This window comes from Aeromonas sp. SER, assembly GCF_038739615.1.
GTDB lineage: Bacteria > Pseudomonadota > Gammaproteobacteria > Enterobacterales > Aeromonadaceae > Aeromonas > Aeromonas jandaei.
In genome coordinates, this window is record NZ_JBCGFC010000005.1 from 1 (window position 1) to 26,440 (window position 26,440).

General features: G+C 61.5%; 24 protein-coding genes and 2 tRNA genes. 7 read left to right on the forward strand and 19 right to left on the reverse strand.

Translation table 11 applies throughout. The annotated features are described in order from the left end of the window. Nucleotides 1–9 precede the first annotated feature (9 nt). Entirely contained in the window at nucleotides 10–4,419 is a 4,410-nt protein-coding gene (locus AAHA41_RS09040) for a choice-of-anchor K domain-containing protein (RefSeq protein ID WP_342697323.1), read from the forward strand. A gap of 69 nt (nucleotides 4,420–4,488) precedes the next feature. On the opposite strand, the gene AAHA41_RS09045 is transcribed toward AAHA41_RS09040, so the two are convergent. After that, entirely contained in the window at nucleotides 4,489–4,983 is a 495-nt protein-coding gene (locus AAHA41_RS09045; RefSeq protein WP_033114575.1) for a hypothetical protein, read from the reverse strand. 176 nt (nucleotides 4,984–5,159) lie between these two features. Here AAHA41_RS09045 and AAHA41_RS09050 point away from each other — a divergent pair, with 176 nt between their 5' ends. Next, on the forward strand, nucleotides 5,160–7,124 hold the full coding sequence (locus AAHA41_RS09050; protein WP_323069041.1) for an EAL domain-containing protein: 1,965 nt from the start codon (nucleotides 5,160–5,162) through the stop codon (nucleotides 7,122–7,124). A gap of 63 nt (nucleotides 7,125–7,187) precedes the next feature. Here the strand turns inward: AAHA41_RS09050 and rraB are convergent, their stop codons facing one another. Then, nucleotides 7,188–7,523 carry a ribonuclease E inhibitor RraB gene (gene rraB, locus AAHA41_RS09055; protein WP_033114697.1) on the reverse strand — a complete coding sequence of 112 codons (336 nt, stop codon included), beginning with the start codon at nucleotides 7,521–7,523 and terminating at the stop codon, nucleotides 7,188–7,190. 264 nt (nucleotides 7,524–7,787) lie between these two features. Between rraB and AAHA41_RS09060 the strand changes: the two genes are divergently transcribed. From AAHA41_RS09060 to AAHA41_RS09070, 3 genes are all read left to right on the forward strand, one after another. After that, a tRNA-Phe gene (locus AAHA41_RS09060) sits at nucleotides 7,788–7,863 on the forward strand. Nucleotides 7,864–7,867: 4 nt separating this feature from the next. After that, nucleotides 7,868–7,943 (forward strand) — tRNA-Asn (locus AAHA41_RS09065). Between the two features lie 439 nt (nucleotides 7,944–8,382). Next, nucleotides 8,383–9,657, forward strand: coding sequence for an alpha/beta fold hydrolase (locus AAHA41_RS09070; protein WP_323069040.1), 1,275 nt, complete (start codon nucleotides 8,383–8,385; stop codon nucleotides 9,655–9,657). Nucleotides 9,658–9,734: 77 nt separating this feature from the next. On the opposite strand, the gene AAHA41_RS09075 is transcribed toward AAHA41_RS09070, so the two are convergent. Genes AAHA41_RS09075 through AAHA41_RS09155 form a run of 17 tightly spaced genes read right to left on the reverse strand, consistent with a single transcriptional unit; the run spans nucleotide 9,735 to nucleotide 24,711 of the window. Further along, complete coding sequence (locus tag AAHA41_RS09075; protein WP_139394965.1) at nucleotides 9,735–10,976, reverse strand: beta-ketoacyl-ACP synthase; 1,242 nt, start codon at nucleotides 10,974–10,976, stop codon at nucleotides 9,735–9,737. Beyond that, complete coding sequence (locus AAHA41_RS09080) at nucleotides 10,973–11,698, reverse strand: 3-ketoacyl-ACP reductase FabG2 (protein ID WP_323069039.1); 726 nt, start codon at nucleotides 11,696–11,698, stop codon at nucleotides 10,973–10,975. Before AAHA41_RS09080 ends, AAHA41_RS09075 begins: the two co-directional genes overlap by 4 nt. Then, nucleotides 11,695–12,153, reverse strand: a complete 459-nt coding sequence (locus AAHA41_RS09085) for a hotdog family protein (RefSeq protein ID WP_323069038.1) — start codon at nucleotides 12,151–12,153, stop codon at nucleotides 11,695–11,697. The genes AAHA41_RS09080 and AAHA41_RS09085 overlap by 4 nt, the downstream gene beginning before the upstream one ends. Continuing rightward, nucleotides 12,150–13,316, reverse strand: coding sequence for a beta-ketoacyl-[acyl-carrier-protein] synthase family protein (locus tag AAHA41_RS09090; protein ID WP_323069037.1), 1,167 nt, complete (start codon nucleotides 13,314–13,316; stop codon nucleotides 12,150–12,152). Before AAHA41_RS09090 ends, AAHA41_RS09085 begins: the two co-directional genes overlap by 4 nt. Then, nucleotides 13,313–13,870 carry a DUF3261 domain-containing protein gene (locus AAHA41_RS09095; RefSeq protein ID WP_323069036.1) on the reverse strand — a complete coding sequence of 186 codons (558 nt, stop codon included), beginning with the start codon at nucleotides 13,868–13,870 and terminating at the stop codon, nucleotides 13,313–13,315. Before AAHA41_RS09095 ends, AAHA41_RS09090 begins: the two co-directional genes overlap by 4 nt. Then, entirely contained in the window at nucleotides 13,867–16,179 is a 2,313-nt protein-coding gene (locus AAHA41_RS09100; RefSeq protein WP_323069034.1) for an MMPL family transporter, read from the reverse strand. The genes AAHA41_RS09095 and AAHA41_RS09100 overlap by 4 nt, the downstream gene beginning before the upstream one ends. Beyond that, nucleotides 16,169–16,765 (reverse strand): outer membrane lipoprotein carrier protein LolA, encoded by a 597-nt coding sequence (locus AAHA41_RS09105; RefSeq protein WP_323069046.1) that lies wholly within the window; start codon nucleotides 16,763–16,765, stop codon nucleotides 16,169–16,171. The genes AAHA41_RS09100 and AAHA41_RS09105 overlap by 11 nt, the downstream gene beginning before the upstream one ends. Then, nucleotides 16,765–17,202, reverse strand: a complete 438-nt coding sequence (locus AAHA41_RS09110) for an acyl-CoA thioesterase (RefSeq protein ID WP_139394969.1) — start codon at nucleotides 17,200–17,202, stop codon at nucleotides 16,765–16,767. Before AAHA41_RS09110 ends, AAHA41_RS09105 begins: the two co-directional genes overlap by 1 nt. Next, nucleotides 17,180–18,751 (reverse strand): aromatic amino acid ammonia-lyase, encoded by a 1,572-nt coding sequence (locus AAHA41_RS09115; protein ID WP_323069032.1) that lies wholly within the window; start codon nucleotides 18,749–18,751, stop codon nucleotides 17,180–17,182. The genes AAHA41_RS09110 and AAHA41_RS09115 overlap by 23 nt, the downstream gene beginning before the upstream one ends. After that, nucleotides 18,738–20,414 (reverse strand): glycosyltransferase, encoded by a 1,677-nt coding sequence (locus AAHA41_RS09120; RefSeq protein WP_323069030.1) that lies wholly within the window; start codon nucleotides 20,412–20,414, stop codon nucleotides 18,738–18,740. The genes AAHA41_RS09115 and AAHA41_RS09120 overlap by 14 nt, the downstream gene beginning before the upstream one ends. Next, the gene (locus AAHA41_RS09125; RefSeq protein WP_156854655.1) at nucleotides 20,411–20,776 is read right to left on the reverse strand and encodes a hydroxymyristoyl-ACP dehydratase; all 366 of its coding nucleotides are present in this window, start codon (nucleotides 20,774–20,776) and stop codon (nucleotides 20,411–20,413) included. Before AAHA41_RS09125 ends, AAHA41_RS09120 begins: the two co-directional genes overlap by 4 nt. Then, nucleotides 20,776–22,167: an AMP-binding protein gene (locus AAHA41_RS09130; protein ID WP_323069028.1), complete on the reverse strand. Its 1,392-nt coding sequence runs from the start codon at nucleotides 22,165–22,167 to the stop codon at nucleotides 20,776–20,778. The genes AAHA41_RS09125 and AAHA41_RS09130 overlap by 1 nt, the downstream gene beginning before the upstream one ends. Further along, the gene (locus AAHA41_RS09135; RefSeq protein WP_323069027.1) at nucleotides 22,164–22,727 is read right to left on the reverse strand and encodes a hypothetical protein; all 564 of its coding nucleotides are present in this window, start codon (nucleotides 22,725–22,727) and stop codon (nucleotides 22,164–22,166) included. The genes AAHA41_RS09130 and AAHA41_RS09135 overlap by 4 nt, the downstream gene beginning before the upstream one ends. Continuing rightward, nucleotides 22,727–22,972 carry an acyl carrier protein gene (locus tag AAHA41_RS09140; protein WP_033114589.1) on the reverse strand — a complete coding sequence of 82 codons (246 nt, stop codon included), beginning with the start codon at nucleotides 22,970–22,972 and terminating at the stop codon, nucleotides 22,727–22,729. The genes AAHA41_RS09135 and AAHA41_RS09140 overlap by 1 nt, the downstream gene beginning before the upstream one ends. 5 nt (nucleotides 22,973–22,977) lie before the next feature. Continuing rightward, a complete protein-coding gene (locus tag AAHA41_RS09145; protein WP_033114590.1) occupies nucleotides 22,978–23,238 on the reverse strand; it encodes a phosphopantetheine-binding protein in 261 nt (86 codons plus the stop codon). Then, entirely contained in the window at nucleotides 23,219–24,013 is a 795-nt protein-coding gene (locus tag AAHA41_RS09150; RefSeq protein WP_323069025.1) for a lysophospholipid acyltransferase family protein, read from the reverse strand. Before AAHA41_RS09150 ends, AAHA41_RS09145 begins: the two co-directional genes overlap by 20 nt. Then, a complete protein-coding gene (locus tag AAHA41_RS09155; protein ID WP_215801834.1) occupies nucleotides 23,998–24,711 on the reverse strand; it encodes a beta-ketoacyl synthase chain length factor in 714 nt (237 codons plus the stop codon). The genes AAHA41_RS09150 and AAHA41_RS09155 overlap by 16 nt, the downstream gene beginning before the upstream one ends. Before the next feature lie 252 nt (nucleotides 24,712–24,963). On the opposite strand from AAHA41_RS09155, the gene AAHA41_RS09160 reads away from it, so the two are divergent. Then, nucleotides 24,964–25,359, forward strand: a complete 396-nt coding sequence (locus AAHA41_RS09160) for a hypothetical protein (protein WP_201931388.1) — start codon at nucleotides 24,964–24,966, stop codon at nucleotides 25,357–25,359. 12 nt (nucleotides 25,360–25,371) lie between these two features. Then, the gene (locus AAHA41_RS09165) at nucleotides 25,372–26,433 is read left to right on the forward strand and encodes a methyltransferase (protein ID WP_323069024.1); all 1,062 of its coding nucleotides are present in this window, start codon (nucleotides 25,372–25,374) and stop codon (nucleotides 26,431–26,433) included. Nucleotides 26,434–26,440: the final 7 nt, after the last annotated feature.

A 26,440-nucleotide genomic window follows, 5' to 3' on the forward strand; every position in this document is an offset into this window, starting at 1 on the left:
GCCAATGGCGTGCTGGCCAACGACAGCGATGTCGACGGCAACGCCCTCAAGGTGACCGGTATCCTGAGCGGCACCAGCGGGACGGCCACGGCCGTGAACGCCAGTGGCGACACCGTGCTGACCAACAGCTACGGCACCCTGACCATCCGGGCGGACGGCAGCTACAGCTTCAATGCCAATGGCGCGGATGCGCAGAAACTGGCAGCCGGCCAGACCGCGGGGGTGGTGTTCACCTACACCGCGACCGACGGCACGGTGGAGCGGACCAGCACCCTGACCATCACCATCACCGGCACCAATGATGCGCCAACCCTGAGCATCGATAGCGGGGTGGCCGTCTCCGAAGAGGGGCTTGCCGGCGGCATTGCCGATACGGCAGGCAGCAGCGATACCTCCGACAGCGTGGCCGCCAGCGGCAAGATCACGGTCGGCGATGTCGACAGCCAGGATACGCTTACCATCAGCCTGAACGGGCCTGCTGGCCTGACGGCTGGCGGTGCCGCGGTGCAGTGGAACTGGAATGCCGCCACCAAGATATTGACCGGTTATACCGGTACACCGGGCGGCGCCGACTACAAGGCGGTCATGGATGTGAAACTGACTGCTCCCACCGGCAACGGCAAGGGCGACTGGAGTTATGACGTGACACTCAAGGCTCCGCTTGATCATCCGGTGAAGGGGAGTGAAGACTTACTCAACTTCCAGATCGGTGTAACTGTATCGGATGGCAAGACCACCACTACCGGCAGTCTGCCCATCATGGTCGAGGACGACTCCCCCGTAGCTGGTGACATGGCGGCAGTATCTCTGGTGAAAACCAGCATCCCGGATGTGTTGACTGGCAAGTTCAGCCTGACCGGGTATGTCGGGGATAGCGGCAGCATTGATGCGGGCAAATTCACTATCACGGCACGGGGATTCGAGTCTTCGACTTCCTCCAGGCTCGTTGATGCCAAGGTCAATGCCTCCGTTGACGGGCTAGGCGTCAAGAGCACGAGCGCGCCTTATCACAACATTGATAATGAGATCGATTTCCGCAAATTTGCTGATGGTTCGAGTGTATCCGAGGAGTTGGTGATCAAGCTGGATGCGGGCACTGTGGCATATGGTGCCAAGATCGAGTTCAGCAAGATCTATGGTGGAGAACTCGAGAGCGGTGTGGTCGAGTTCTGGCGCGACGGTAAACTGGTTGCAACCCAGACATTCAGCTCGAATGCTGCCAATGGCGATTATGCTGCCAACTTCCAGGTTCAGCAGGGTGGTTTTGACACCATGGTGATCAAGGCGACCGATAACGGCAAGTCAGCCAGCTGGGGTGACAACAGTGACTTTACTGTCAAGTCTATCGAGTTCCTTGGTTCCTCTACCCCGCAGGCGATTGCCTATGGTTCGGGCACGCTCGATCCGCAGTGGGGGGCTGATGGTAAAGGACGTTTCGAACTGGTCACCGGTACGGTCGAATCCGGCCTCAAGACAGTCGCCGGTCTGGCTATCGCGATCACCGCCGATGGGGCTAATACCCTGCTTGGCAAGGACAGCAATGGCAGTCTGATCTTCAAGATGGAGTTCACGCCTGCAACAGGTAAATGGGAGTTCTTCCAGTATGCCGAGATGCAGCGCCCTGTTGACGGTGACATTGACTTTACATTTAAAGCCTACGATCGCGACGGTGATGGCTCGCAAGGCAGCTTTGCGGTCAATCCGCTGGTTCGCCCCGATGTAATGGGGGTATCGAATGCCAGTGTGACTGAAGGGGGGGCTTTGCAACATGTTGTCACCCTGAGCGGAGCGACCAATGTGGCGACCGAGTACAGCCTCTCCATTGCAGGCAGCGGTGCTCATGCTGCCAGCAGTGCTGATTGGGGAGCTTTGCAGTTTACCAACGGGGTGACCTACAGCAGCACCACCGGCAAGATAACAGTGCCTGCCGGAGTATCGAGTTTCACGGTTTCGCTGAATACGGTAAACGACATGCTGCCCGAGTTTACCGAAACGCTGGCGATATCGGTGGGTGGCGTTTCCGGCACTGGCACCATAGTTGACAATGACCTTTCGGTGCGGCTCGGTGGTGGTCTGGTTGATGAGGATGGTTTGTCTGGTGGCAACGCCGGTTTGCCCGAGCCTGTCGGGGCGCCGACCAGCGGCCCGCTCTCGGTAACCCAATCGCTGCAGGTTACTGATGGCAATGGTAGCAATGTATCCGGCGTTCAGCTCAAGTTGGTCAGCATTACCGGCTTGAGCGGCATTACCGGGATTGATGGGCAGCCCGTGAATGTGGTGCAGGATGGTGCGGGTCTCAAAGGTTACTTCGGGACCAACCCGGCCAATGTGGCCTTTACCGTAACGGTAGACAATAGTGCTAATCCGCCGAGCTATACCTTCACCCTGATCAAGCCGCTCAGCCACCTTGTGGATGGTCAAAGCAGCGTATTGAGCAGTCAGGATGAGTTGCGTATCACTGTGAACTACGAGGTGAGCAAAGCTGGTTCCGACACTGCTACCGGCTCTTTCGATGTTGCCGTGCGTGATGATGTGCCGGTTGCTGTGGTCGATGATGCCAAAGTTAACGTGGTTGTTGATTCATTCCAAGTTTCGGGGGTTGATGCTAACTGGGTAAATTGGAGTGGTGGTTCGTATGTCAAAGTCAGTGACTCTGATGATGTTAACCCAGGTAAAGATCAGATTCGTTGGGGTGGGGGTAGTAATCCGTCTGGCTACGGCTTCCTGGACAATGATGCGGCATTGAATGGCGCAATTCCGATCAATGAAGAGATCAAACTGGGCACATTCACTCATTACAACAACCCGATTTATAACGATGCTATCAGTGCTGCAACGATGGAGGTTACTTTCTCCGTAACTGATGCATTGGGACGGGTCACACCAATAAAACTTGTTGTGAATTTCAATCATAACGAAACCCCCAATGACAAATGGGGGAATGGTGATGACATCATCTCGATCGGTAATACGACAGCTACCTTCAACTTCGAAGGTAAGGCATACACGCTGGAGGTACTGGGTTTCCGCGATGCGGGTGGCAACGTGGTGAAGACTATTTACACCAAAGAGAATGCCAGCAACAGCTTCGATCTGATCGTCAAGTTGGTGGAAGGGTCTGGTTATCAGTTGCCACAGACCACCGGTAATGTGCTGACCAACGATCTTGCCGGTGCTGATGGTGGTCTGAGTGTCATTGGCTACGGAGTTGGCAGCAGCTCGACCACTTATAGCAATGGTGCGGGTACCCAGGTAGTTGGTCTGTACGGGGTACTGACCATTCTGGCCAACGGTGCCTATACCTATCAGGTCACCAAGAATGGCAGCCAGATCCCGGCTGATGCGCGCGAGGTGTTCAGCTACAGTGTGCGCGATGGCGATGGCGATACTACCAACAGCACCCTGACCATCCGCGTCAATCCGGTGGACAGCAACGGGGTTCCGGTTCATCTGCCGCTGACGGTAGATGGTACCGACCTCAATGACTCTATCGTGGTACGCAATGGCGAGAATGCGGCTAACCCTGACCGCCTGGATGTTGCGTTTGGTGGGAATTTGCTGGGCGAGGTCACCACCAGTAACGGTGGTACAGACCATGTGCATACCGGTATCAGTTACAACAAAGGGAGTGCCGATCAGGTAGTCAGTGGTGGGGCAGGCAATGACCATATCGAAACTGGCAGCGGCAACGATGTGATCTATGCAGGCAAAACCGGAGCAGATGGATTCGGTACCGATGATTCACTGCAACTGACGGTAGCTCAGCTCAAGGCTCATCACATCATGACAGGCAGCTTGTCTGGCAGTGATGCCATGCTCGATGGCGACGGTCTGTTGCTGAGTGTTGATGTCAGCAGTAGCAAAGCGGATGTGGTCAATGGCGGTAGCGGTAATGACAAGATCTACGGGCAGTCAGGTTCGGATATCCTGTTTGGTGGTACCGGTGACGACTATATCGATGGCGGCAGTCACAACGATGCACTGCGTGGCGGTCTGGGGAACGATATCCTGATCGGCGGGCTCGGCAGCGATGTGATGCGTGGTGACGGCGGCTCAGATACTTTCGTCTGGAATCAGGGGGATACTGTATCCGGCTCTCTGACCAAGGATTACATCATGGACTTCAACAAGGGGTCAGGTAGTGTCAATCTTTCGGAAGGCGACAAGCTGGATCTGCGCGATCTGCTGGATCACGATGGTTCTCACAACCAGAACGATCTGAAGAGCCTGCTCTCGGTGTTCCAGGATAACGAAGGGGTGCACTTGCAGGTCAAGGAGAGCAGCACGGCCTCTGTTACCCAGGAGATCGTGTTGATGAACCACACCTTCGACAGTCTGACGGGCGGTTCGGCGACCACGTCCAATCAGGTGATCGATTACATGTTGAATAATCACATGCTCGATATTGACAAGCCGTAAGCACTAACGGCTACGCAATAAAAAGCGGCAGAGAAATCTGCCGCTTTTTTATTTTGAAGTGAAGAAAAATCAGTTGCCGAGGGTGGCGAACAGGCTTTGCTCCAGGGTGCCGCGGGAGACGCAGACCGGCTTGATGGAGGGGGCCGGTACGCGCTCGCCTGAGGACTCAACGAAGAACAGCTCGGTGTTGCCCTTGACGTTGACGGTCGCCACGCTGCTGTTGCCGCTCTGGGTGATGATCAGGTTGATCTGCAGGTTGGGGTTACCCAGCGCGACTTTGGAGCCCATGGTGCCGCAATCCAGCCACTCCAGACCGTCGGCAGAGTGCTCGACGTTGGCGGTCATCAGGCCGGAACCGCGCTGACTGTTTTCGATGTTGAGGCCGTGATCGGTGAACCACTTCTCGGCACGGGCCCATACCAGGTCAACCGGGATCGCCATCTCCTGGGTATTGTTGGTCGCCTTGGCAATCGGCGGGTTGTAGCGGTACTCTTCACCACCATTGTTGTCACCGGCACAACCGACCAGCAGCAGCGCCAGAGCGCCTCCCATAATCTTTTTCATCTTCTTTCTCTCGTCCATTTCATCCGGCCATTGGCCAACCGGCGCCTATTATCTCCGGAGCGACAATCTCTGTCAGCAAGCATCCTGCATCGAGTGCGTTATTGTGCCAGTCAGGTCGCTTTACAAAACCGGTTTGCTATCATAGATTTGCTCGAAATTCCTCCATAAGCGCCCCTGTGAACAACATGCTCACCCCGGATCTGCTGCAGCAGATCATCGACCATCTGCCAATGAGTATCTTTTGTCGGGATAAGCATGGGCGCTACCTCTTTGCCAACCGCATGTTTGCCAGTGAGGCAGGCTATCCCTCGCCTGCCGAAGTGGTCGGCAAGACGAATGCGCAGATGCCGTGGGGAGACATCTTTGGCGAGGAGGACAGGCAACTGCTGGCGAAGGGGGAGCCGCTGCTTTACCAGCAGCTCCACTGCAACAGCGGCGGCAACACCAGCTGGATGGAGATCCACAAGGTGCCGCTCTATGACCAGCAGGGCGAGCCTTATGCCGTGTTTGGTGTGGTCAACGAGATTGCGCAACGAAAAAACCTCGAACAGACGGTCAAGAACCAGCAGGTATTGCAGCGGTTTTTGCTGGATGCGATCCCCGACATTATCCGCTTCGATGACCATAACGGCGTGCTGCTGGAGTGCAATCAGGCGTTTCTCGACTTTATCGGGCAGCGAGCCGAGGAGGTGCTGGGCCACCAGATCCCCTATCGCCTCTCTGCGCCGCAAGGGATGGATCAGGGGGAGTGCTGCCTGCTCGATGCCAGTGGCAAGGGGCGGCATATGGAGATCACCCGGGTGGATGTGTCCGATGGTGATGGCCACTCCCTCGGTGTGCTGACGCTGGGTCGCGATATCACGGGGTTGCGTACCACCCAGGCCCAGCTGCAGCAGGAGCAGCACTACGACAGCCTGACCGGCTTGCTCAAGCTCTCCCGCTTTCTGCAGACCAGCCGCCATCTCGGTGGCCGCAATGCCACGCTGGTGCTGGTCGACCTGCACCATTTTCGCGAGATCAACGATCGCTTCGGGATTCGGATTGCCGATCGCCTGCTCAGTCAGGTAGCCAAGCGGCTGCAGCAGTTGGCGCCGCCGCGCTCGCTGCTGTGCCGGGTGGCGGCTGATGACTTCAGCCTGCTGCTGCCCGAGCTCAACGAGCCGTTGCAAGGGTGGAGCCAGCAGTTGCAGCAGCAGCTGATGGAGCACTATCAGGTGGAAGAGCACCGCATCCAGATCCCGGTTTTCCTCGGGCTGGCTCAGGGCAAGGCCAATGATGCCGAACGGCTGCTCAGCCATGCGGAGGCGGCACTGGCGCAGGGCAAGCGGCAACAGCACTACACCACCCTGTTCGATCCTGAGCTCCATGCCAAGCTCAAACGGCGTCAGCTCATCGCGGCCCAGCTGCCACTGGCCATCAAGTCGGCCCAGCTGGTTGCGGTCTATCAACCCATCGTCTGCAGCAGTACGCTCCGGTTGCATGGCGCCGAGCTGCTCTGCCGCTGGCCCCACCCAGAGCTTGGGATGATCTCCCCCGATGAGTTCATCCCGCTGGCAGAAGAGATGGGGGTGATCGGCCAGCTTGGTCAGCTGATGCTGGAGCAGGGTTGTGCCCAGCTGGCGCAGTGGCAGGCGGCTTGCCCGGAGATGATGCTCTCCATCAACCTCTCGCCGCTGCAATTTCGTGATCCGGCCCTCTGTGAGCTGGTACAGGGTTGTATCGTCCGCCACGGACTCAAGGCCAGTCAGCTGGAGCTGGAGATCACCGAAGGGGTCCTGATGGAGAATGCCGACCAGATAGAGACCAACCTCGACAATCTGATAGCAGCCGGCTTCCAGCTGGCCATCGATGACTTTGGCACCGGCTACTGCTCGCTGGCCTATCTGCCGCGGCTCAAGGTCGCGACCCTCAAGCTGGATCGCAGTTTTACCCAGGGGCTTGCCAGCAACACGGCGACGACCGCCATCGTGCGTTCCGTCATCGGGCTGGGCCATGAACTGGGGATCCGCATCACGGCCGAGGGGGTGGAGACGCCGGAGCAGCAGCAGTGGCTGACCGATGCTGGTTGCGATCGTCTGCAGGGCTACCTGTTCAGCCGGCCGCTGCCGCCGCAGGAGTTCGCCGCCAGCTATCTGAGCTGACTTTGTGCCAGAAACAACAAGGCCACCTCGCGGTGGCCTTGTTGTTTGGCGATGGGGGCAGGATCAATCCTGGAAGTAGGTGCCCCAGCCATCGTAGTCCACCCCGTATTTTTCGAGGATGGGCAGCATCTTGGCGATATCGGCCACGATAGCTTCGACATTCAGTTTGCACTCGATGGTGGCATCGAAGCAGAAGATGGTGGCGCCGTCATCCAGCTCCATCTCTTCAGCATCGGTCACTTCAAAACCAGCCTTGAACAGGTCAACCGCTGCTTTTTCCAGACGGTCGAAATCCTGGCAGGCGAAGTGGTGCTCAATGTCGTAATCCGCGTCAGGGTTGCTGCCGTCGGCCAGCAGCTCGTTGACGATCTCTGTGGTCTCTTCACGCCACTCTTGCATATTCAGACTCATGTTGCCTCCAGGCGGTATCGTTGCGGCAAAGCATACTCGCACAGCGCATCCGGCTCAATGCGGCAAACCTGCAGAAGCGCTGATTTCCCGCTGTTTGGTGATGAATGGCACAGGAGAGTGGGGGGGCGAGCCCGTTTTTTGCCCCGAAACGGCCAATAACCACCCGTTGCGTTCAGTTGTTGAGCGAACGAACTTTTTATCGTGCCAGCGTGGTTGACACCGTGCGCCGGAAAGGGTTTAATGCGCGCCGTTGCCCAGATAGCTCAGTCGGTAGAGCAGGGGATTGAAAATCCCCGTGTCGGCGGTTCGATTCCGTCTCTGGGCACCACAATTCCTCCTTAGTTCAGTCGGTAGAACGGCGGACTGTTAATCCGTATGTCACTGGTTCAAGTCCAGTAGGAGGAGCCAAATTCGAAAAGCCCGCTCAATCGAGCGGGCTTTTTTCATTTCTAGTTGCCGTTGCACGCGGCTAAAAAGAGTGTCGCGCCACAGGTGGCACTGAACAGCAACATGCCGGTCTGCAACATGCTGCCAGGGCATGGCTTTTTCTCTCTTTTTCCGACCCTGATCCACTTCGGTCTCATCACGTTCCCTTATCCATTTTGACGGCCTGAATCCCTGCACTCCTCTGCAGGCTCGCCATCTTTGTTGAATGGGGGCATGGCGTCAATCTCCCGGCCAGGAGAATAATTCAGCAAGCAATCTCCTCCCTGACAACGGGATGCAATCCTCTTTTTTGCACCCTTTGAACCAGCCTCCACATTCGCAAAAAGCGGCATGACCCGGCTGGCGAGCAGGGCTAAGATGGGGCAGAGCCTATTCCGACCTCGACATGGAGAGAGTCAAGATGAGCAGCCCACTGCACTACGTACTGGACGGCATCCACTGCGAGCCGCACTTTTTTACCGTTCCACTCGATCACGACGATCCCGATGGCGAGAGCCTGACTCTCTTTGCCCGCACTTTGTGCCGCAAGGATCGGCTCGATGACAAGCTCCCCTGGCTGCTCTTTTTGCAGGGCGGCCCCGGTTTCGGGGCGCCGCGCCCAAGCGCCAACAGTGGTTGGCTCAAGCGGGCGCTTGAGGAGTTTCGGGTGGTACTGCTCGATCAGCGGGGCACTGGCATGTCGAGCCCTATCCACGGGCATCTCCTGGCCAAAATGACCCCGGCCGAGCAGGCGCACTATCTCAGTCACTTTCGCGCCGACAACATAGTGCGGGACGCCGAGTTTATCCGGCTGGAGCTGAGCCCCAACCACCGCTGGAGCCTGCTGGGTCAGAGCTTTGGCGGCTTTTGCTGCCTGACCTACCTCTCGCTCTTCCCCGACAGTCTGCAGGAGGTCTATATCACCGGCGGCATCGCGCCGATTGGCCGCAGCGCAGAGGAGGTCTACCGCGCCACCTACCAGCGGGTGGCCGACAAGAATCGCGCCTTCTTTGCCCGCTTCCCCCATGCCCAGCCCATAGCCAACCGGCTGGCCAACCACCTGCACCAGCACGATGTGCGGCTGCCCAATGGTCAGCGCCTGACGGTGGAGCAGTTCCAGCAGCAGGGGCTGGATCTGGGGGCCACGGGCGCTTTCGAGGAGCTCTACTATCTGCTGGAAGAGGCCTTTATCGGCGACAAGCTGAGCCCGGCATTTCTCTATCAGGTGCAGAGCATGCAGCCATTCAATACCAATCCGCTGTTCGCCATCCTGCACGAGGCCATCTATGCCGAAGGAGAGGCGACTCGCTGGGCCGCCGCCCGGGTCAGAGAGGAACTTCCCGAACTGAACTGGGCACCCGGCAAGGATTTTGCCTTCACTGGCGAGATGATCTTCCCCTGGATGTTCGAGCAGTTCCGCGAGTTGCTGCCCCTGAAAGAGGCTGCCCATCTGTTGGCCAACAAGGCGGATTGGGGGCCGCTCTATGACCCGGCCCAGCTGGCCCGCAATAAGGTGCCGGTGGCCTGCGCCGTCTATGCCGAGGATATGTACGTGGAGTTTGACTACAGCCGCGAGACCCTGCGGGGTCTGGGTAGCAGCCGTGCCTGGATCACCAACGAGTATGAGCACAACGGCTTGCGGGCCGATGGTGAGGTGGTGCTCGACAAACTCATCGCCCTGAACCGGGATCGCTGAGGCGGATAGATACGCCAGATTGCGGATAAAACAAGGGGCCATATCGGCCCCTTTTTCGTTGCTTGCTGTGATGTCACCTATTTTGTTTCATCGTGCCAGCGGCGAAAGATGAGCGAGGTGTTGATGCCGCCGAAGGCGAAGTTGTTGGACATCAGATACTCGATCTCCAGCTGTCGTCCCTGACCCGTGATGTGGTCGAGGGGCTCGCAGGCAGGATCCGGGTTGGCCAGATTGAGGGTCGGGGCAAACCAGCCATCGTGCAGCATCTCAAGCGACAGCCAGGCTTCGATGGCGCCACAGGCACCGAGGGTATGGCCGAAGTAGCTCTTGAGCGAGGAGATGGGGGTCTGGTCACCGAAAATGGCGGCAGTCGCCTGGCTCTCGGCGATATCGCCCCGTTCGGTGGCGGTGCCGTGGGCACTGATGTAGCCAATCTGCTCGGGACGCAGCCCGGCCTGATCCAGCGCCATCTGCATGCAGAGCTGCATGGTCTGGCTCTGGGGTTGGGTGACATGGGCCGCATCGCAGTTGGTGGCAAAACCGACCAGCTCGGCGATGATGTGGGCGCCACGGGCGAGGGCATGCTCCAGCTCTTCGAGCACCAGAGTGGCAGCCCCTTCGCCGATCACCAGTCCGTCGCGATCCCGGTCAAACGGGCGCGGGGTAAGTTCGGGGGTGTCGTTGAGCTGACTGGTGGCAAACAGGGTATCGAACACCACCGCCTCGGAGGGGCAGAGCTCCTCCGCGCCACCTGCCACCATCACGGTCTGGTAGCCGTGGCGGATCGCCTCGTAGGCGTAGCCGATCCCCTGGCTGCCCGAGGTGCAGGCACTGGATGTCGGGATGACCCGGCCACGCAGACCGAAGAAGAGGCCGGTGTTGACCGCCGTCGTGTGCGGCATCATCTGCACATAGGTGGTGGCGGTGATGTTGGCGGTGGTCTTGTCGTTGAGCATGGCGCCAAAGGCGCTGATGGGCGCCGTGCTGCCGGTGGAGGAGCCATAGGCGATACCGGTGCGGCCATCGCTGAGCACAGCTTCGTTCAGCAACTTCGCCCGTTCCAGCGCGAGCTCGGAGGCCACGGTCGACATCTCGGAGACTCGCCCCATGGCGCGGATCTTCTTGCGCGGATAGTGGGCCGGCAGGGCAAAGTCGCTGATTGGCGCAGCCAGCCTGGTGTTGAGCCCGTCATAGACACCCCACTCGTGCATGGTGACCACGGCGTTGCGTCCTGCCTGCAGGCGTGGTTTGACGCTGGCCCAGTCGTTGCCAAAGGCGGTCACACCGGCCATGCCGGTGACTACGACCCGTCGATTCATATCAGGCCTCCGTTGATGGAAATAACTTGCCGGGTGATATAGCCGGCGATGTCGGACATCAGGTAGGAGACCAGACCGGCTACCTCCTCTGCCTGTCCCATGCGTTTGAGGGGGATCATCTTGAGCGCTTCGCCCTCCACTTCCGGGCTGACCATGCCGGTGTCGATAAGGCCGGGGGCCACGCAGTTGACCGTGATCCGCCGTTTGGCGAGTTCCAGTGCCAGCGCTTTGGTGGCGCCGATAAGGCCGGCCTTGGAGGCACTGTAGTTGACCTGACCGCGGTTGCCCATGATGCCGGAGACCGAGGAGAGGGTGACGATGCGTCCGCCGCGGCGCAGTCCGATCATCGGCATGATGCAGGGCTTGAGCAGGTTGTAGAAACCGTCGAGGTTGGTGTGGATGACATCATCCCACTCGTCGTCGGTGAGTGCCGGGAAGGCCCCGTCACGCACGATGCCGGCATTGCAGACCACGCCGTAGTAAGCGCCGTGCTGCTCGATGTCGGCTTCAAGGCGTGCGCGGCACAGCTCGCGATCACCGATATCAAACTGGATGAGGCGCCCGCTGCCGCCCAGGGCGGTGATCTCGTCGAGGGTCGCCTGCGCCCCCTGCTGGTCGCTGTGGTAGTGGACGACTACGGTGAAACCGTCGGCCGCCAGCTTGAGGGCGATGGCGCGGCCAATCCCCTTGCTGGCGCCGCTAACCAGTACGGTCGAGTTCATTGTTTCTGCTCCAGTAAATCTGTCAGTTGTGCCTCGGTGGGCTGATAGGTGCTCAGGCGGGCTCTGGCGCACTCGCGATCCCCAAGCCAGATGCTGCATTCAAAGCTGGCCATCCCGCCATCCTGCAGCAGGCAGTGGGCCTCGATGCGCAGCCGGCTGCCAGCGGCAAAGACGGGCAGCTCGCTCTGGTACTTGCGGGTGCCGAGCAGCATGCCGATCCGCACCGGCTCTTGGTGCTGATGCGCCTGCATACCGGCCCAGGCGGCGATGGTTTGCGCCATCAGTTCGATGCCGCACCAGCCGGGCAGATCGCCGTTGTCATCGAGCAGCAGCGCCTGCCGTGCTCCCACCACCGTTTCGCAGCAGACACTCTGCTCGTCGTGCGCTGTGACGCGTTCGAGCAGCAGCATGGGGGCACGATGGGGAAGCAGTTGTTCTATGGGAGGAAAAGTCATGATGCCTCTTTGCCAAAAATCAGGCTGACGTTGTTGCCACCAAAGGCAAACGAGTTGGACATGATGATATCGACCGGTCCCTGCTCCTGCACAAGGGCGATGGGGGCCAGCGCCGGATCGGCCGTTTCACCCTGCGGTGGCAGCGGCAGGCCCCGCTCGATCAGCAGGCAGCAGAGCGCCGCTTCGGTCGCACCGGCAGCCCCGAGGGTGTGGCCGGTCAGCACCTTGGTCGAGCTGACCGGTACCTTGTTCGGGAAGAGGCGCGCCAGCGCGCGGCTCTCCATCTCGTCGTTGAGGCGGGTGGCGGTGCCGTGGGCATTGACGTAACCGATCCGTTCAGCCTCAAGGCCGGCGCGGGTCAGCGCCATCCGCATCGCCCGCTCTGCTCCTTCCCCCTGCGGGTGTGGCGCCGAGATATGCCAGGCATCCGATGACTCTCCATCCCCCAGCAGGGCAAGCGGAGCGGGCTCCAGGCTCACCAGAAACAGGGCCGCCCCTTCGCCGATGTTGATGCCGTCGCGCCCGGCGGCAAACGGCTGGCCGCGCTGTTCGCTCAAGGATTCGAGACTGTCAAAGCCGTTGAGGGTGAGGCCGCACAGAGAGTCGGCACCACCGACCAGCGCCACATCGGCCTGACCGCTGGCCAGCAGGCGGCGGGCGGTAATGAAGGCGCGCGCGCTCGACGAACAGGCGGTCGAAATGGTCATCGCCGGCCCCTCAAGGCCAAGGTGAGCGGCGAGAAACAGCGAGGGTGAGCCGAGCTCCTGCTGCACGTAGTCAAATTGCGGCGGCAGCGCTTCACCACGCTCGCTCGCTGCAACGGCCACTTCAGCCTCGCCGATGCCGGAGGTGCTGGTGCCGAGCACCAGCGCCACCCGCTGCGATCCGACGCGGGCGATAGCGGCGTTCACTTCGTCTTCGATATCGGCCAGTGCCGCCAGCAGCAACCGGTTGTTGCGCGAGTCGTAGGGGGCGATCGTCACTGCTGGCAGCGGATGGCGCACCCGACCAACCGGCGAGGTGCGGCCATCGACCAGCGTCCAGTGTTCGCCATCGAGCGGGCTGGCGCCACGGGTGCGCCAAGCCTCGAGGGCGGCACTCACCTCATCCTTGCCACGGCCGAGGGCGTTGATGAGGCTGTAGGCGTGAATGTAGAGGGTCATTGCGCCAGATTCTCCAGTTGCAGGCGGTAGCCAAAGCGGTGCTGGGTCAGGCTGACCGGCTCGCGCTGGCCTTGCCAGTGCTGATAGCGGATCTCGGTGACCAGCACGCCTTCAGGGTCGGTGAGGCGGCGAACATCCCCCTCATCGACCAGCTGCCAGCCCGCCGGCAGACGGGATTGCCACTCGGCCAGCGGCCAGTAGCAGAGCATCACGTCTGCCAGTACCTGAGCCGGCGGGGGCAGGGCGTTGCCGGGCAGGGGGAGCAACCGCTCGCTGTGAATGCCGTTTCGGTCGTACTGCACCTTGAACAGGCGCGCACCGGTTGGCATCAGCCCGACCAGGGTGATGCCCTGCTGGCTGGCCTCCAGTGCGGTGAGCAGCTGATACTGCTTGCCCTTGACGCTGGCGATCAGCAGTTGCTGACGGTTTAGCGGTTCGGCGCGCTGGGGCGCCGGCAGCGAGAGGGGAACGCCCGGGGCAATAAACGCCTCTATCCCCTGCTGGCTGCTGCAACCGGTCAGCAGCACCAGCAGCAAGTACCAGTATCTCATCATGACTCCGCAGCTGGCCGTGGGGCCAGCACCATGGGGGATAACAGAAACGCGGTGAAGATCCCGCCGCTCAGCACGATCCCGAAACCGGCGATGGCCGGAGTATTGCTGAGCGCCAGCAGGCCGAAGGCCAGCAGGGTGGTGAGGTGGGCCAGCAGGATGGCGAGCAGGGTCGATTGCTGGCGGGCAGGCTCGCTGCCGCAGTGGGCGAAGAAGAGCCCGTAATCGATGCCGATGCCGAAGATAAGGCTCAGCGCCAGCACGCCAAAGAGGGTGAGCGGCTGGGCACTGAAGCCAAGCAGCGCCAGCCCCATGGCGATGGCCAACCCGTTGACCAGCAGGATGCGCAGGGTCAGGCGCCAGCCGATGCGATGCCAGAGCAGCCCCATCACCAGCACCACCGCGACCAGCAGCAGCTCGGCGAGCTTGAGGCGGTAATCGGCAAAGAGCTGGCTCCACTGGCTGCGCTGATCCTGCCAGATCACCCCGTCATGCTCGTCGGCCAGACGGGCCAGTGCGGTGGCATCGTGAATGCCGGCCAGCGGCACCCAGATCCCGACCCGGCCATCGGGCAGGGCGTACCAGAGCAGGCGGCTCCCTTCGCTGACTGGGCTGGTTAGCCACGCCTCGGGGGTCAGCAGATCCAGGGGACGAGCGCTGGCCGCCACCGGCACACCGGCCGTTTTGAGGGCGGAAATGACACTCGGTTGCAGCGCCATGATGGCCTGATGATCCGCCTGCTGACGAGCCTTCGAGGGGATCCACTGGCTGATGGCAACAAACTGGTCGAGCACCTTGTGCTGGCGGGCCAGCTCAAGTTGGTCAGCCAGCGTCTCGAGGCGGGTGAGGGCCTGCTCGCCATCGCTGCCCACCACCAGATAGCCGGTCATGCCCCCCTGCTGGCCGGTGAGTTGCTGGATCTGGCGCTCCTGCGCCTGCAGCTCGTGGGGCAGAGGTTGCAGCTTCTGGATATCGTCATCCACCACGAGGCGGCTGATGCCGATGGTGCTGATCACCAGCACCAGTAGCGGCAGCCAGCGGCGCAGGCCGCTCGGGCGCTGCCACGCCTCAATCCAGCGCACCTGCCAGTGGCGGATGGGCAAAGCCCCCTGCGGCAGGTCGCCCAGCCAGTAGGGGAAGAGCAGCAGCACGGTCAGGAAGGCGGCCAGTAAGCCGGCCAGCGCGCAGATGGCGAGCTGTTGCAGCCCCGGGAAGGGGGCGAGCCAGAGCAGGGCATAGCCGATCAGGGTGGTGAGCAGTGCCAGACTCAGCCCCGGTAGCAGGTGGGCGCGGGTCTGCGCCGGTGTCTCGTGACCATGCAGGCGCCGCTCGCTCAGGAAGTGGATGGCGTAGTCGATGGAGATGCCGATAAGGCTTGAGCTGATCACCAGGGTGAAGACGTGGATCTCGCCAAACACCAGCAGTACGGCGCCTAGCCCCCACAGCATCCCCATCGTCAGCGGCAGCAGAGAGAGCAGCAGGGCGCGCACCGAGCGAAACGCCAGCCAGATGAGCACGATGACCCCGATAAGAGAGCCTAGCCCGATGGTCGAGATATCCTGCTCGGCGAGCGAACTGGCATGCTGGCTGTAGAAGAGGGTACCGCGGCGCAGCAGTTCGACACCCGGATAGTGCTGGCGCAACTGCTGCTCGGCGGTTGCCAGCTCGGTGAGCAGTTGGCGGTTGCGCGCCATGTCGAAAGCGGAGAGGTTGAGTTCGGCCCGCACCATATACCAGCGGCGGCCATCCGGCCCGGTGCTGCTGAGCCAACCCTTTTCGTCCAGCTGCATCGGACTCTTCTGCTCCAGCACCGCAGCGCGGGTCAGCAGCAGGGGATCGGCCTGCCACTCGGCGCGCGAGACGCCGCCAAAGGGGGAGTAGATCTGCCCCAGCACCCACTGGCTCCACCCCTCGGGGCCACTGGCCAGCCGCGCCCGCGCGCTCGGCGTGAGGTGTTGCCACGCCATCTGCCGCATGTAGCTCTGCCAGGCACCGGCGAGGGTTGGCTGGGCCGCTTTAAGATGTTCCAGTGAGTTGATGGCGGCCAGCTGCTTGCTCCACGCGGTTGCGGCGGCTTCACCATTTTCGCCGGCGGGTAGGCTCACCAGCCACACCAGCTGCCGGTCGAGGTTGGCGAGCAGTCCGGCCCGGATTTCCGGATGCCACTGCTGGTGCTCCTCTTTGGGCAGCAGATCCATCACGCTGGTATTGAAGCGGGCGCGGGGCAGGGCCAGCGCCAGGGCAAGGCAGACCGCCACGCAGAGCAGCAGCCACAGTCGCCCCAGCAGGCGCCACTGTTTCTCAGTGAGCATCAAAACGGGATTGCTCCTCGGCACTCAGGGGCAGGGTTTTAAGCTGCCAGTCAACAAAGCGGATCAGGGTGACATCCCCCTGTTTGTCATGGATGGCGAGCGAGGCGAGCTCGTGACGCCCCTTGAGCACCAGACTGGCGAAGACCTTGTCGAGAGGGGAGCGGATGGGCTCGAGCGTCAGGGTCCACTCCTCTCCCTCGCTGGCGAGTTTGTGGCGAAAGTAGTTATCCAGCGCCGCTTCGCTCGGGTCGAACAGGGCCAGCATCAGGTTGCTGAACTCCAGCAGTTGCGGGCTGTCGAGGGTCTGGGCCGGTTGATCGGGCAGCTGCTGCACCATGCGCGTCGGGGTGAGAGTCAGCGTCAGGGGAAAGGGCTTTTGCTGCTGCCACCAGAGCCCTTGGCCCTTCACCAGCAGCAGCTCGCCGCTGGAGCGCAGCGCTTGAGTGAGGCCGCTTATCTGGCGCTCCTGCTCGAAGCGGGCGCTGCGGGCATCGGCCGCCGTGAGCTGTTGCTGCACATCAGCCAGGGTGATCGCCAGCGTTGGCCATGAGAGCAGAGCCAGCAGCAGAAGGGTGAGGCGAGCCATCATTCGCTCACCCCCAGCTTGTCGAGCAGCACCTGTGGTGAGGCGAGGCACATCTCGCCGCTCTGCTTGCTGACCGCCACCTGCACCGTGTAACCCTTGCTGGTGCGCTTGCCACTCTGCGGGTCATAGAGGAGGTAATCGATCTTGAGGCGGTGCTGGTACTCGACCAGGGTGGCGCACACCCGCACCGTCTGGCCAAAGCGCAGCGGGGCTATGTACTTCATCCGCACATCGATGACCGGCCACAGATAGCCGGAGGCCTCCATCTGCGGGTAGTTGTAGTCGATGCGATCGAGCAGGGCGCAGCGGGCCAGCTCGATGTAGCGCAGGTAGTGGCCGTGCCAGGCAACGGCCATCATGTCGACGTCGTGGAAGGGGACGGTGACATCGACCTCGGCACTCAGCTGCCAGGGCTCAGACATGGGACACCTCGTCATAAATCGGGTAGTGACGTGCCTGCAGGCGGGCCATCATGGCGCGCAGCTCGGCCTCCAGCGGGCGGTCTTCGCAGAGGAAGGGGTGATCGCGGCGTACCGCCTCGACAGTGGCAGCGAGCGCCGGACTGAGGGTGGTCTGGTCATTGCCCTGCAGGGCAAGGCGCAGCTCGACTCCCTGCACCGCCGCCAGCAGGCTGGCGCTGGCCACCTGTTCGGTCAGGGTCAGCACCCGCAGCGCATCGCGGGCGGCGATGGTGCCCATGCTCACCTTGTCCTGATTGTGGCACTCGGTCGAGCGCGAAAAGACGCTGGCGGGCATGGTGTGCTTGAGCGCTTCCGCCGTCCAGGCCGAGGCGCCAATCTGCACCGCCTTGAAGCCGTGGTTGACAAAGCGGCGCTCGTCGCTTGCGCCGGAGAGGTTGCTCGGCAGCCCCTGATTGAACTTGCTGTCGACCAGCTGGGCCAGTTGACGGTCGAGCAGATCGGCCAGATTGGCCACCGCCACCTTCATGCTGTCCATCGCCATGGCGATATGGCCGCCGTAGAAGTGACCGCCGTGCATCACATGCTCCCCGTCACCGTCGATGAGGGGGTTGTCGTTGGCACTGTTGAGCTCGTTTTCGATAAGCGTGCGCCACCAGGGTAGGCTGTCGGCCACCACGCCGATGACGTGCGGGGCGCAGCGCAGGGAGTAGCGATCCTGCAGCCGGTTGCTGTGGTGCGGCAGCTCGCCGCTCTGCAGATCGGCGCGCAGCCAGGCGGCGATCTGCTGCTGGCCCGGGTGGGGCTTGGCGGCAAACAGGCGCTCGTCAAAGTGGAAGGCGTTGCCCTCCATCGCCACGCTCACCAGCGCCGTGATACGGGTGCAGAGCCGCATCAGGTAGTCGCAGCGGGCATAGGCGAGGCAGGCGAGGGCCGTCATCACCGAGGTGCCGTTCATCAGTGCTAGCCCCTCTTTCGGGCGCAGCCGGAGCGGTGTGATGCCGAGCTCGCGATAGAGCTCGGCCGCGCTGGTCAGCTCCCCGTTGCGGTAGAGTTCTCGCTCGCCGATCAGCGCCGCCGCCACGTAGGAGAGCGGGGTGAGATCGCCGCTGGCGCCGACCGAACCCTCTTCGGGAATGCGCGGCAACAGGTCTTGCTCCAGCAGCCAGGTGAGCCTCTCAAGCAGGGGCAGGCTGACGCCGGAGACCCCCTGCACCAGCGAGTTGAGGCGGGTAGCCAGCACGGCGCGGGTCGCGGCCAGACTGAGATTTTCGCCCATGCCACAGCCGTGAAAGCGGGTCAGGTGCAGAGGCAGGGTATCGACCAGATCGAGCGGCACTGCCCGGGTGACCGAGTCGCCATAGCCCGTGGTGACCCCGTAGATCACCCCCTCCTCGGCGAGCAGCCGGTCAAGATAGTCGGCGCCGCGCTGGATGCGGGCCCGGAACTCGGGGGCCGGGTTGAGGCGCGGTGTGGCGCGCTGTTCGGCCAGCGCGACAACCTCTTCGATGGTGAGGGGGCGGGCCCCGAAATGGATCTCGTGCATGCCTTGATCAGTCCTGCTCATCGGTCAGATGCCAAAAGTCGAAAAAGTTGAACCACTCCAGCGGCGCACGCAGGCAGTGGTGCTCCAGCCGGTTGGCGTAGTGCTGTACCCGGGCCTCGAGCTGCTGCTGGCGCCCGGCCCGCGGCAGGGGCGAGCCGTCGGCGAACGGCTCGAAGTGCACTCGAAAGTGCCCCTGCTCCCGCAGCCCGAACATCAGGTAGGTGGGGCAGCCGAGGATGGCCGACAGTGCAAACGGGCCGAGCGGGAAGGGGGCCTTGGCGCCGAGAAAATTGGCCCAGACCACCCGTTTCTCTTTGGTCACCGAGGTGCGATCGCCGACGATCACCACCCACTCCCCCGCCTCGATGCGCGATTTGAGCATGATGGCGGTATCGGCCCCCAGCTCCTGTACCTGCACCAGATTGAGGCCTGAGTCGGGGTTCACCTCCTGCAACAGGGCGTTGAAGCGGGCTGCGTGGCGGGTAAAGACCAGCGCCGTGATGCGTACCCCCTGCGCCTTGCTGCCAAGGGCGCGACACAGCTCCAGATTGCCCAAATGGGAGCCGATGATGAGGGCTCCCTTGCCGCGAGCCGCCTCGTAATGGTGCGGGTTCACCAGCTCGATGTCGTCGAGGCCGATGTCGCCGCGCCAGGCGGCCAGTTTGTCGAGCGCCGCCTCGCCAAAGCGCAGGAAGTGGCGCAGGCTCCCCACCGGTGCGGGCAGCGGCTGGTTGAGCTCGGCGGCGCGAGCGGTGAGGCGGGCCAGATAGTCGCGGGAGGCTTCGCGCTGGCTGCGACCGGTCAGCCAGAAGTAGCTGATGACTGGCAGCAGCAGGGCCTTGAAGCCCGGACGGCCAAGCAGCCGGTAGCTCCAGAGCATGGTGCGAATGCCGAGCAGAGTGCCGCGCTCCGGGGTGCGTGACCAGTGTTCCCGTCCGCGCTTCAACAGTTGGCCGGGGGCGCGCAACAGGCTGGCTGCACCATCGCGCAGCAGGGTCAGCACCAGACGGGTGTGCATCCAGGAGATGCGCAGGTTGTCGTGCAGCGGGTTGAAATGGGAGAGGCCGTTCTCGGGGTAGTGCACCTTGACCGGAACAAAGCGCACCGCCACACCGCGCCAGTGCAGTCGCACCATGATTTCAATGTCGAAATCCATCCGTTCGCCGAGAGTGCACTGCTCAAGCAGCGCGCAGCTCGCCTCGACCGGATAGACGCGAAGGCCGCACATGCTGTCCTTGATCTCGAAGGAGAGCGTCTCGATCCAGACCCAGACGTGAGTCAGGTAGCGGCCGTAGAGGCGCCCCTTTGGCACAGATTCATCGTATTCGGGGGCGCCGGAGATGAGGGCCTGCGGGAAGCGCTCCGATTCGACCAGCAGCTCTGGCAGGCGGGAGAGATCGTGCTGGCCATCAGCATCGACCTGCAGGGCATGGCTGAAGCCGCGCGCTCTGGCAGCCAGCAGCGCCGTTTTGACCGCGCCCCCCTTGCCCCGGTTGTGCGGATGGCGAAGTAACGTGACCCAACCGGCGTGTTCGGTTGCCAGCTGATCGAGCAGGGCGGCGGCCGCCGGCTCGCTGCCATCATCGACCAGCAGGCAGGGGAGGTTGAGCTGCGCGAGTTCACGCAGCACCGCCGCGAGAGGGGCTGCGTGGTTGTAGCAGGGGATGATGATGCAGGGCGTCACGATAGCTTGACCCGTCCGCTGCTGGCGATCGGCAGCGTATCGACATCCTCTGCGCTGCCGAGACGATATTCAAAGCGCAGCTGGCCGTCGCCATGAGCGCGCAAGATCAGCCAGCAGTGATCATCCGGACGCAGCGGGCGTTGGAACTTGAGCTGGTCCATCCCCTGAAACTCGCCGGCGAGCAGGTTCTCTGCGCGGGCGAAGTGAATGGCCAGTTGCAGCTGGGTGACCCCGGGCAGCAGGGGCGCGCCGGGAAAATGGCCTGCAAACCAGGGCAGGTCGGCACTCAGGTGCAGCAGCAGCTGCACGCTATCGGAGGTGGCCTGACGTGCTAGCAGGGCGGGCAGCAGTGAACTATCCATCAGGTGGGTACTCCGGGTTGTTGCAGTGGCGTCTGATCAAACGCCTGACGCAGCGCCACACCGTCGCGTTTGCCCGCGCCGGTCAGGGGCAGCGCCGGAAAAAGTCTGATGCTGCGCGGCAGCGCCACCGGTTCGAGCCAGGGGCGCAGCTGCCGGCGCAGCTGTTGCAAGAAGGCACCGTGGCCAAGGTGGGTGAAGCTCTGCATTCCCTGCTGGCTGAGTACCAGTGCGACGCCAAGCACCTGACGTCCGCCCTGCTCAAGGGGCAAGACGGCGGCATCGAGAATCCCCTCCAGCCCCTTGATGCGCCGCTCGACATCATCCAGAGAGATGCGTTTCTCCTCGAGCTTGACGATGCGATCGCGCCTGCCAAGCAGGTGAAAGCGGCCTGCTGCGCCTTTGTCGCCATCATCACACAGGGCGATGCGATCGCTGCCGACCCAGGGCTCAGGCTCATCCATAAAGGGTGAGCGCAACAGCAGCGTCTGCTCTTCGTCACAGCTGACGGAGACACCGGCAAAAGGGGTCCAGGGGATATCGGGCGCAGCGCTCTGGCGCCAGCCGATGCCGCCGGTCTCGCTGCTGCCATAGATCTCCACCGGCAAGGTGCCGAGCAGCGCCGCGCACTGGCACGCATCTTCATAGGCGAGAGGGCCGCCGGAGGAGAAGATCTGTCGGCAGCCGCTTCCCGCAAGGGCGGGATCGAGCCGCGACAGGAAGGCGGGCGAGCTGACCAGTACCCATGGCTCTTTCTGGTTGGCCAGTTGCTCCGGATAGTCGGTCTGGCTGCGGGCAAACGGAATGCCGAGCGCCAGCGGCAGCAGGATGCGAAAGAGCAGGCCGTAGATGTGCTGATGGCTGACGCTGGAGAAGAGCCTCGCTCCCCCAAGGTGCTGATGCCACAGGGTGAGCTGGGTACGTACCTCTACCTCAAGCAGCGCCCAGGGTTTGGTGATCCCCTTGGGCTGGCCGGTTGAACCCGAGGTGTAGAGGGTGATCTCGGGGGCCAGCGTCGCTATCGCTTCCGTGGCTGGCAATGGCTCGCAGGCTGTAACGGCATCGATGGGCAGCACGGTGCAGGGGAGCAGCAGTGGTTCATCGCAAAGCAGCCCATCGAAGGCATCTTGACCCAGCAGCTCCTGCAAGCCGGCGAGGCGCTGGTGGCCGGGCAGCACCACGGCTCGCCCAGCCATGGCGCAGGCGAGCAGCGCCTGACAAAAGTGGTAGCTGTCACCGGTGCAAATAGCCCAGCGCTGCGCCGGCAGTGCGGTGAGCTGGCGGGCGAGCAGCCCGGCGCTCTGGCGCAGTTGTGCCAGCGTCCACGCTCGCTGGCCATCGAAGGTGACGACGCGGTTGCCATCTGCCTGCAGCAGTTCATCGAGCAGAGTCATGCGCTATCCCGTTTCATCACGCGCTGGCGCACCAGCCATTCACCGCCCATCAGCACGCCCATCAGCAGATAGCTGACAAGGCCGTTGTAGAGGCTCCAGAGCGCCAGATCGCCGTGCCAGACAGTCCAGCCAGAAAAGAGACCGTTGCCGATAAAAAAGAGGCACCAGACCCGGGTCACCTTGCGGGTGTAGCGGACTCCCCGCTCCGGCAGATCCGGCGTGGTGAGGCGGGCCAGCCGCTCAACCAGAGTCATAGGTTGAGTGAGGCTCCAGCCAAACACCCCCAGCAGGGTTACATTGACGGCAATGGGGTAGTAAAGCAGCCAGTCGTGCTCGCGAAACCAGAGGTTGAGGCCGATCAGCAGCAGGCCGACGGCCCCGAGCCAGCGGGTCGCCCAGCGCCAAGCGCCCGGCAGAGCTGCGCCGGCAAACAGGCGAATGGCAAACAGCGGCAACAGCAGCAGAGCCAGCATGCCTCTCTCCCCGTGCGACAGGCCAAGATAGACCAGCAGGGGATAGAGCAGCAGCAAGGCGCCCGCCAGCAGGTTGATGCGACGCATTACTCGGCGAGCAGGCGTTCGACGGCGTCAACCACGTCGGCGACGGTGCGCACCGACTTGAACTCTTCCGGCTTGATCTTCTTGCCGGTCAGTTTTTGCAGGTGAACCACCAGATCGATGGCGTCGATGCTGTCGAGCTCGAGTTGTTGATAGAGCTTGGCATCCATGGTGACGTCTTCGGGGTCGATTTCGAACAGCTCGACCAGGGCGCGGCGAATTTCGTTGAAGATCTCATCTCTGGTCATGGCGATTATCCCCGCTGCTGGTTGACGAGGGCAGCCAGGGCTGCAACAGAGGCAAAGTGACGACGGGTATTCTCGTCATCAGCCGAGAGCACGATGCCGTAGCGTCCCTTGATCGCCAGTCCCAGCTCCAGCGCATCGATGGAGTCGAGACCGAGACCGTCATTGAAGAGCGGGGCGTCGGTGTCGATATCGGCAGTCGTCATGCCTTCGAGGTTGAGGCTGTCGATGATCAGTTGTTTGATTTCTTCAGTTAGTGTTTGTTGCATCTTGAGTCCATACAGAGGCGGATTGGGCCGGGCTCAATACCCGTTTGAAATAGTGAGTGAGATGCCGTGCGGCCAGCGAAGGGGCCTCTTCGTGCGGCATCAGATCCCGAGCCTGACACTGGGGCAGAAACTCTATCGTAAAGAGTGGCTTGTGCGCGGGCACATGGAACCATTTGTGCTGTTTGGTCAGAAACGGGGCCGAGCAGTGAATGCGAACCGGTTGCAGCCAGGCCTGACAACGGACGGCCAGATGGGCTGCGCCGCGTTGCAGTTGCAGCGGCTCGCCGGGGGTCGTGCGGGTGCCTTCCGGAAAGACCAACAGTACCGCACCTTGTTGCAGGCGTTCACAACATACCGGTAATAATGTTTCGGCCGCGGCATTGGGAATATAACCGGCGGCCCGCACGATGCCGGCGACAAACGGATTATGCCAGAGCGCCTCTTTGACAATACAGTCGCACTCCGGCATGTAAGCCGCCAGCAATACATAATCGAGCAGGCTGGGGTGGTTGGCCAATACCAATACGCCACTCAGTTGTTGGGGCATATTGTCAAAGCGATAATCGAGCACCCTTAATTGCCTGAGCACATTGAGGAAAAAACGAAAACTTATTCTGATGGTGCTTTGGGCAAGGTGGCGACGCGTTTCCCCGCGTACCAATAACCAGAGCAGTGGAAACCAGACCAGCGTCAGCAGCAGGCAGCCAATGCCGAACAGGGTAAATCCCAGCATGGTACCAATCAGGCGCCAGAGCCGGTTTAATTGCGCTGCCATAGCCACTCCCTGCGCCCGTCGGTGATGCTAAATTGTGGCATGCCGTCCAGCAAGGCGCGCCAGCACGCGAGTGCATCGCCCTTGCCGGTTGCGCCAGTGTCCGTCGCCAGCGCACTCCCCTGCCACTCATCGCCCCGGCTTAGCAACAGCGCCACCGCATGGGGCGGTGGTTCATCGCCGAGCCAGGGTTGGCTAAATGTCGGCAGCGTACCCTCAAAGGCCACCACCAGTACCCGTTCCATACCGTCGGCGAGCATGCCGATGGCTTCCTGCAGGGCCGCGGCAAAGGTACCGCTCCCCGCTGCCAGCGAGCTCATGGGGATGGGCTGCTTGCCCTGAATGGAGGTCAACCCGGCTGCGGTGTTGTGTACTGACTGGGAGAAATCGGTGGGGGAGAGACTGCGCGCCTGTGCCAGTGCCGTCAGCAGGCCAATGGAGCGATCCAGCTCCCCGTGGCGGCTGGCAAACACGGCTCCCTCTACCGTATGGCGCGACATCATATCGAGGGCCACTTCTACCGCAAGGCGGCTACCCAGGCTCATCCGGCGTGCCACCATCATGGGGATGTGGGGCGTTGCCAGAGGCGATTGCGTTGGCCAGATCCCCTCTTTCGCCCAGCCTTGCCACAGCTCCCGGGTGGTGAGACCCGGCGCCAGCGCGCAGCTTTCAACGATGGAAAAAGAGGAATTCTTGTACACGAAACGACCTTGACAGGGTGATGCTAACGGGGAGACTCGACCACGGGCTCCCCCAGTGGTTCAGCTCCAGTTAAGGATTTGAATAGGACGTGCATATTACCACCATTTCAAATCAAGAACAGAGGCAAGCAGTGACGCAAGTTACAAGTATGAAGAAAGTATTCACCCTCACCTTTATTTATTGAAAGGACACACATTTTATTGTCTCATTGGGTCGGCTTTGACAGGTTCCAATTACAAAGGGTTACAAAAATGAAAATGCTCAAAATTATTATCAGCGCATTAACACTGCTGTTGGTTGCCGGTTGCTCCACTTCCCAGCCGGTCATGAATATGACCAATAGTCTGGTTCCGGCCAATCTGAGTGAAAAGGATGTTTCTCGCGCCATTATTAATGCCGGTGTTAGTAAAAAGTGGGTAATGCGTGAAGATCAGCCCGGGTTAATTACTGGCCATATTCAGGTTCGCCAACATCAGGCCAATATCAGCATTCCTTATAACACCGTTAATTACTCCATTAATTATGTGAGCAGCGTCAATTTGGATGACAAGGGTAAAGGAAAAATCCACCGCAATTACAACCGCTGGATTATTGGGCTGAACGAAGCAATTCAAATCGAATTGAATCGCGCCAGCAGCAACAAGTAAGGTCGGTGTCTCTTGAATCACTATCAGGCGGATCGTCATAACGCACTGGATGCCATCAGTCAGGCCCAGCGGATCGCTTTTGCTCCCATGCTGTTTCAGGCAGCCTGGAGCTTGCGTGAGTTCGGCATTCTGGCGTTTCTTGCCAAAGAGCGGCAAGGGGCGACCGCGGCGCAGATCGCCGAGGCGACCGGCTTGACCGAGTATGCGGTCAGCGTACTGCTCGACATGGGGCTGGGGGGCGGCATCTGCCACCTCAACGGGGAGTGCTACCTGCTGGACAAGGTGGGTCACTATCTGTTGAGCGATCCCATGACCCGGGTCAACATGGATTTTGTCCAGCACGTCTGTTACAAGCCCCTTGCCCACCTGCAGCAGGCCATCGAAAGCGGTACGCCTGCCGGGCTCAAGGAGTTTGGCGACTGGTCAAATCTCTATGCCCATCTGAAGGATCTGCCTGAGCCTGCGCGCAGCAGCTGGTTTCGTTTCGATCACTTTTATTCGGACTGGGCGTTCAAGCAGGCGCAGGATCTGGTACTCGGCTACGAGCCGCGCCACCTCTACGATCTGGGGGGTAATACCGGCAAGTGGGCCATCTCGTGTGCCCGGCGCAGTCCCGAACTGCAGGTGACCATTCTCGATCTGCCCGAGCAGATTGCCATGGCCAGCGAGCAGATCCGGGTCGCGGGGCTTGCCGAGCGGGTGCAGGGGTATCCGGTCAATCTGCTCTCGGAGCAAACGCTGCCCGGTGAGGCGGACATCTGGTGGATGAGCCAGTTTCTCGACTGCTTCAGCCATGACGAGATTGTGGCCATGCTGCGGCGGATCAGAAGCAGCATGAAGGAGGGGGCCAGGTTGTGCATTCTGGAGCTGTTCTGGGATCGGCAGCCGTTTGAGGCGGCGAGTTTCAGCCTCAACGCCACCTCTCTCTACTTTACCTGTCTGGCCAATGGCAACAGTCGCTTCTACCACTCCAAGGAGTTGTACCAGTGTCTGCGCGAGGCCGAGTTCCATGTCGAGGAGGATCACGACATTCCGGGGCCGGGCCATACCCTGCTGGTTGCCAAGCCACTCTGATAACGCC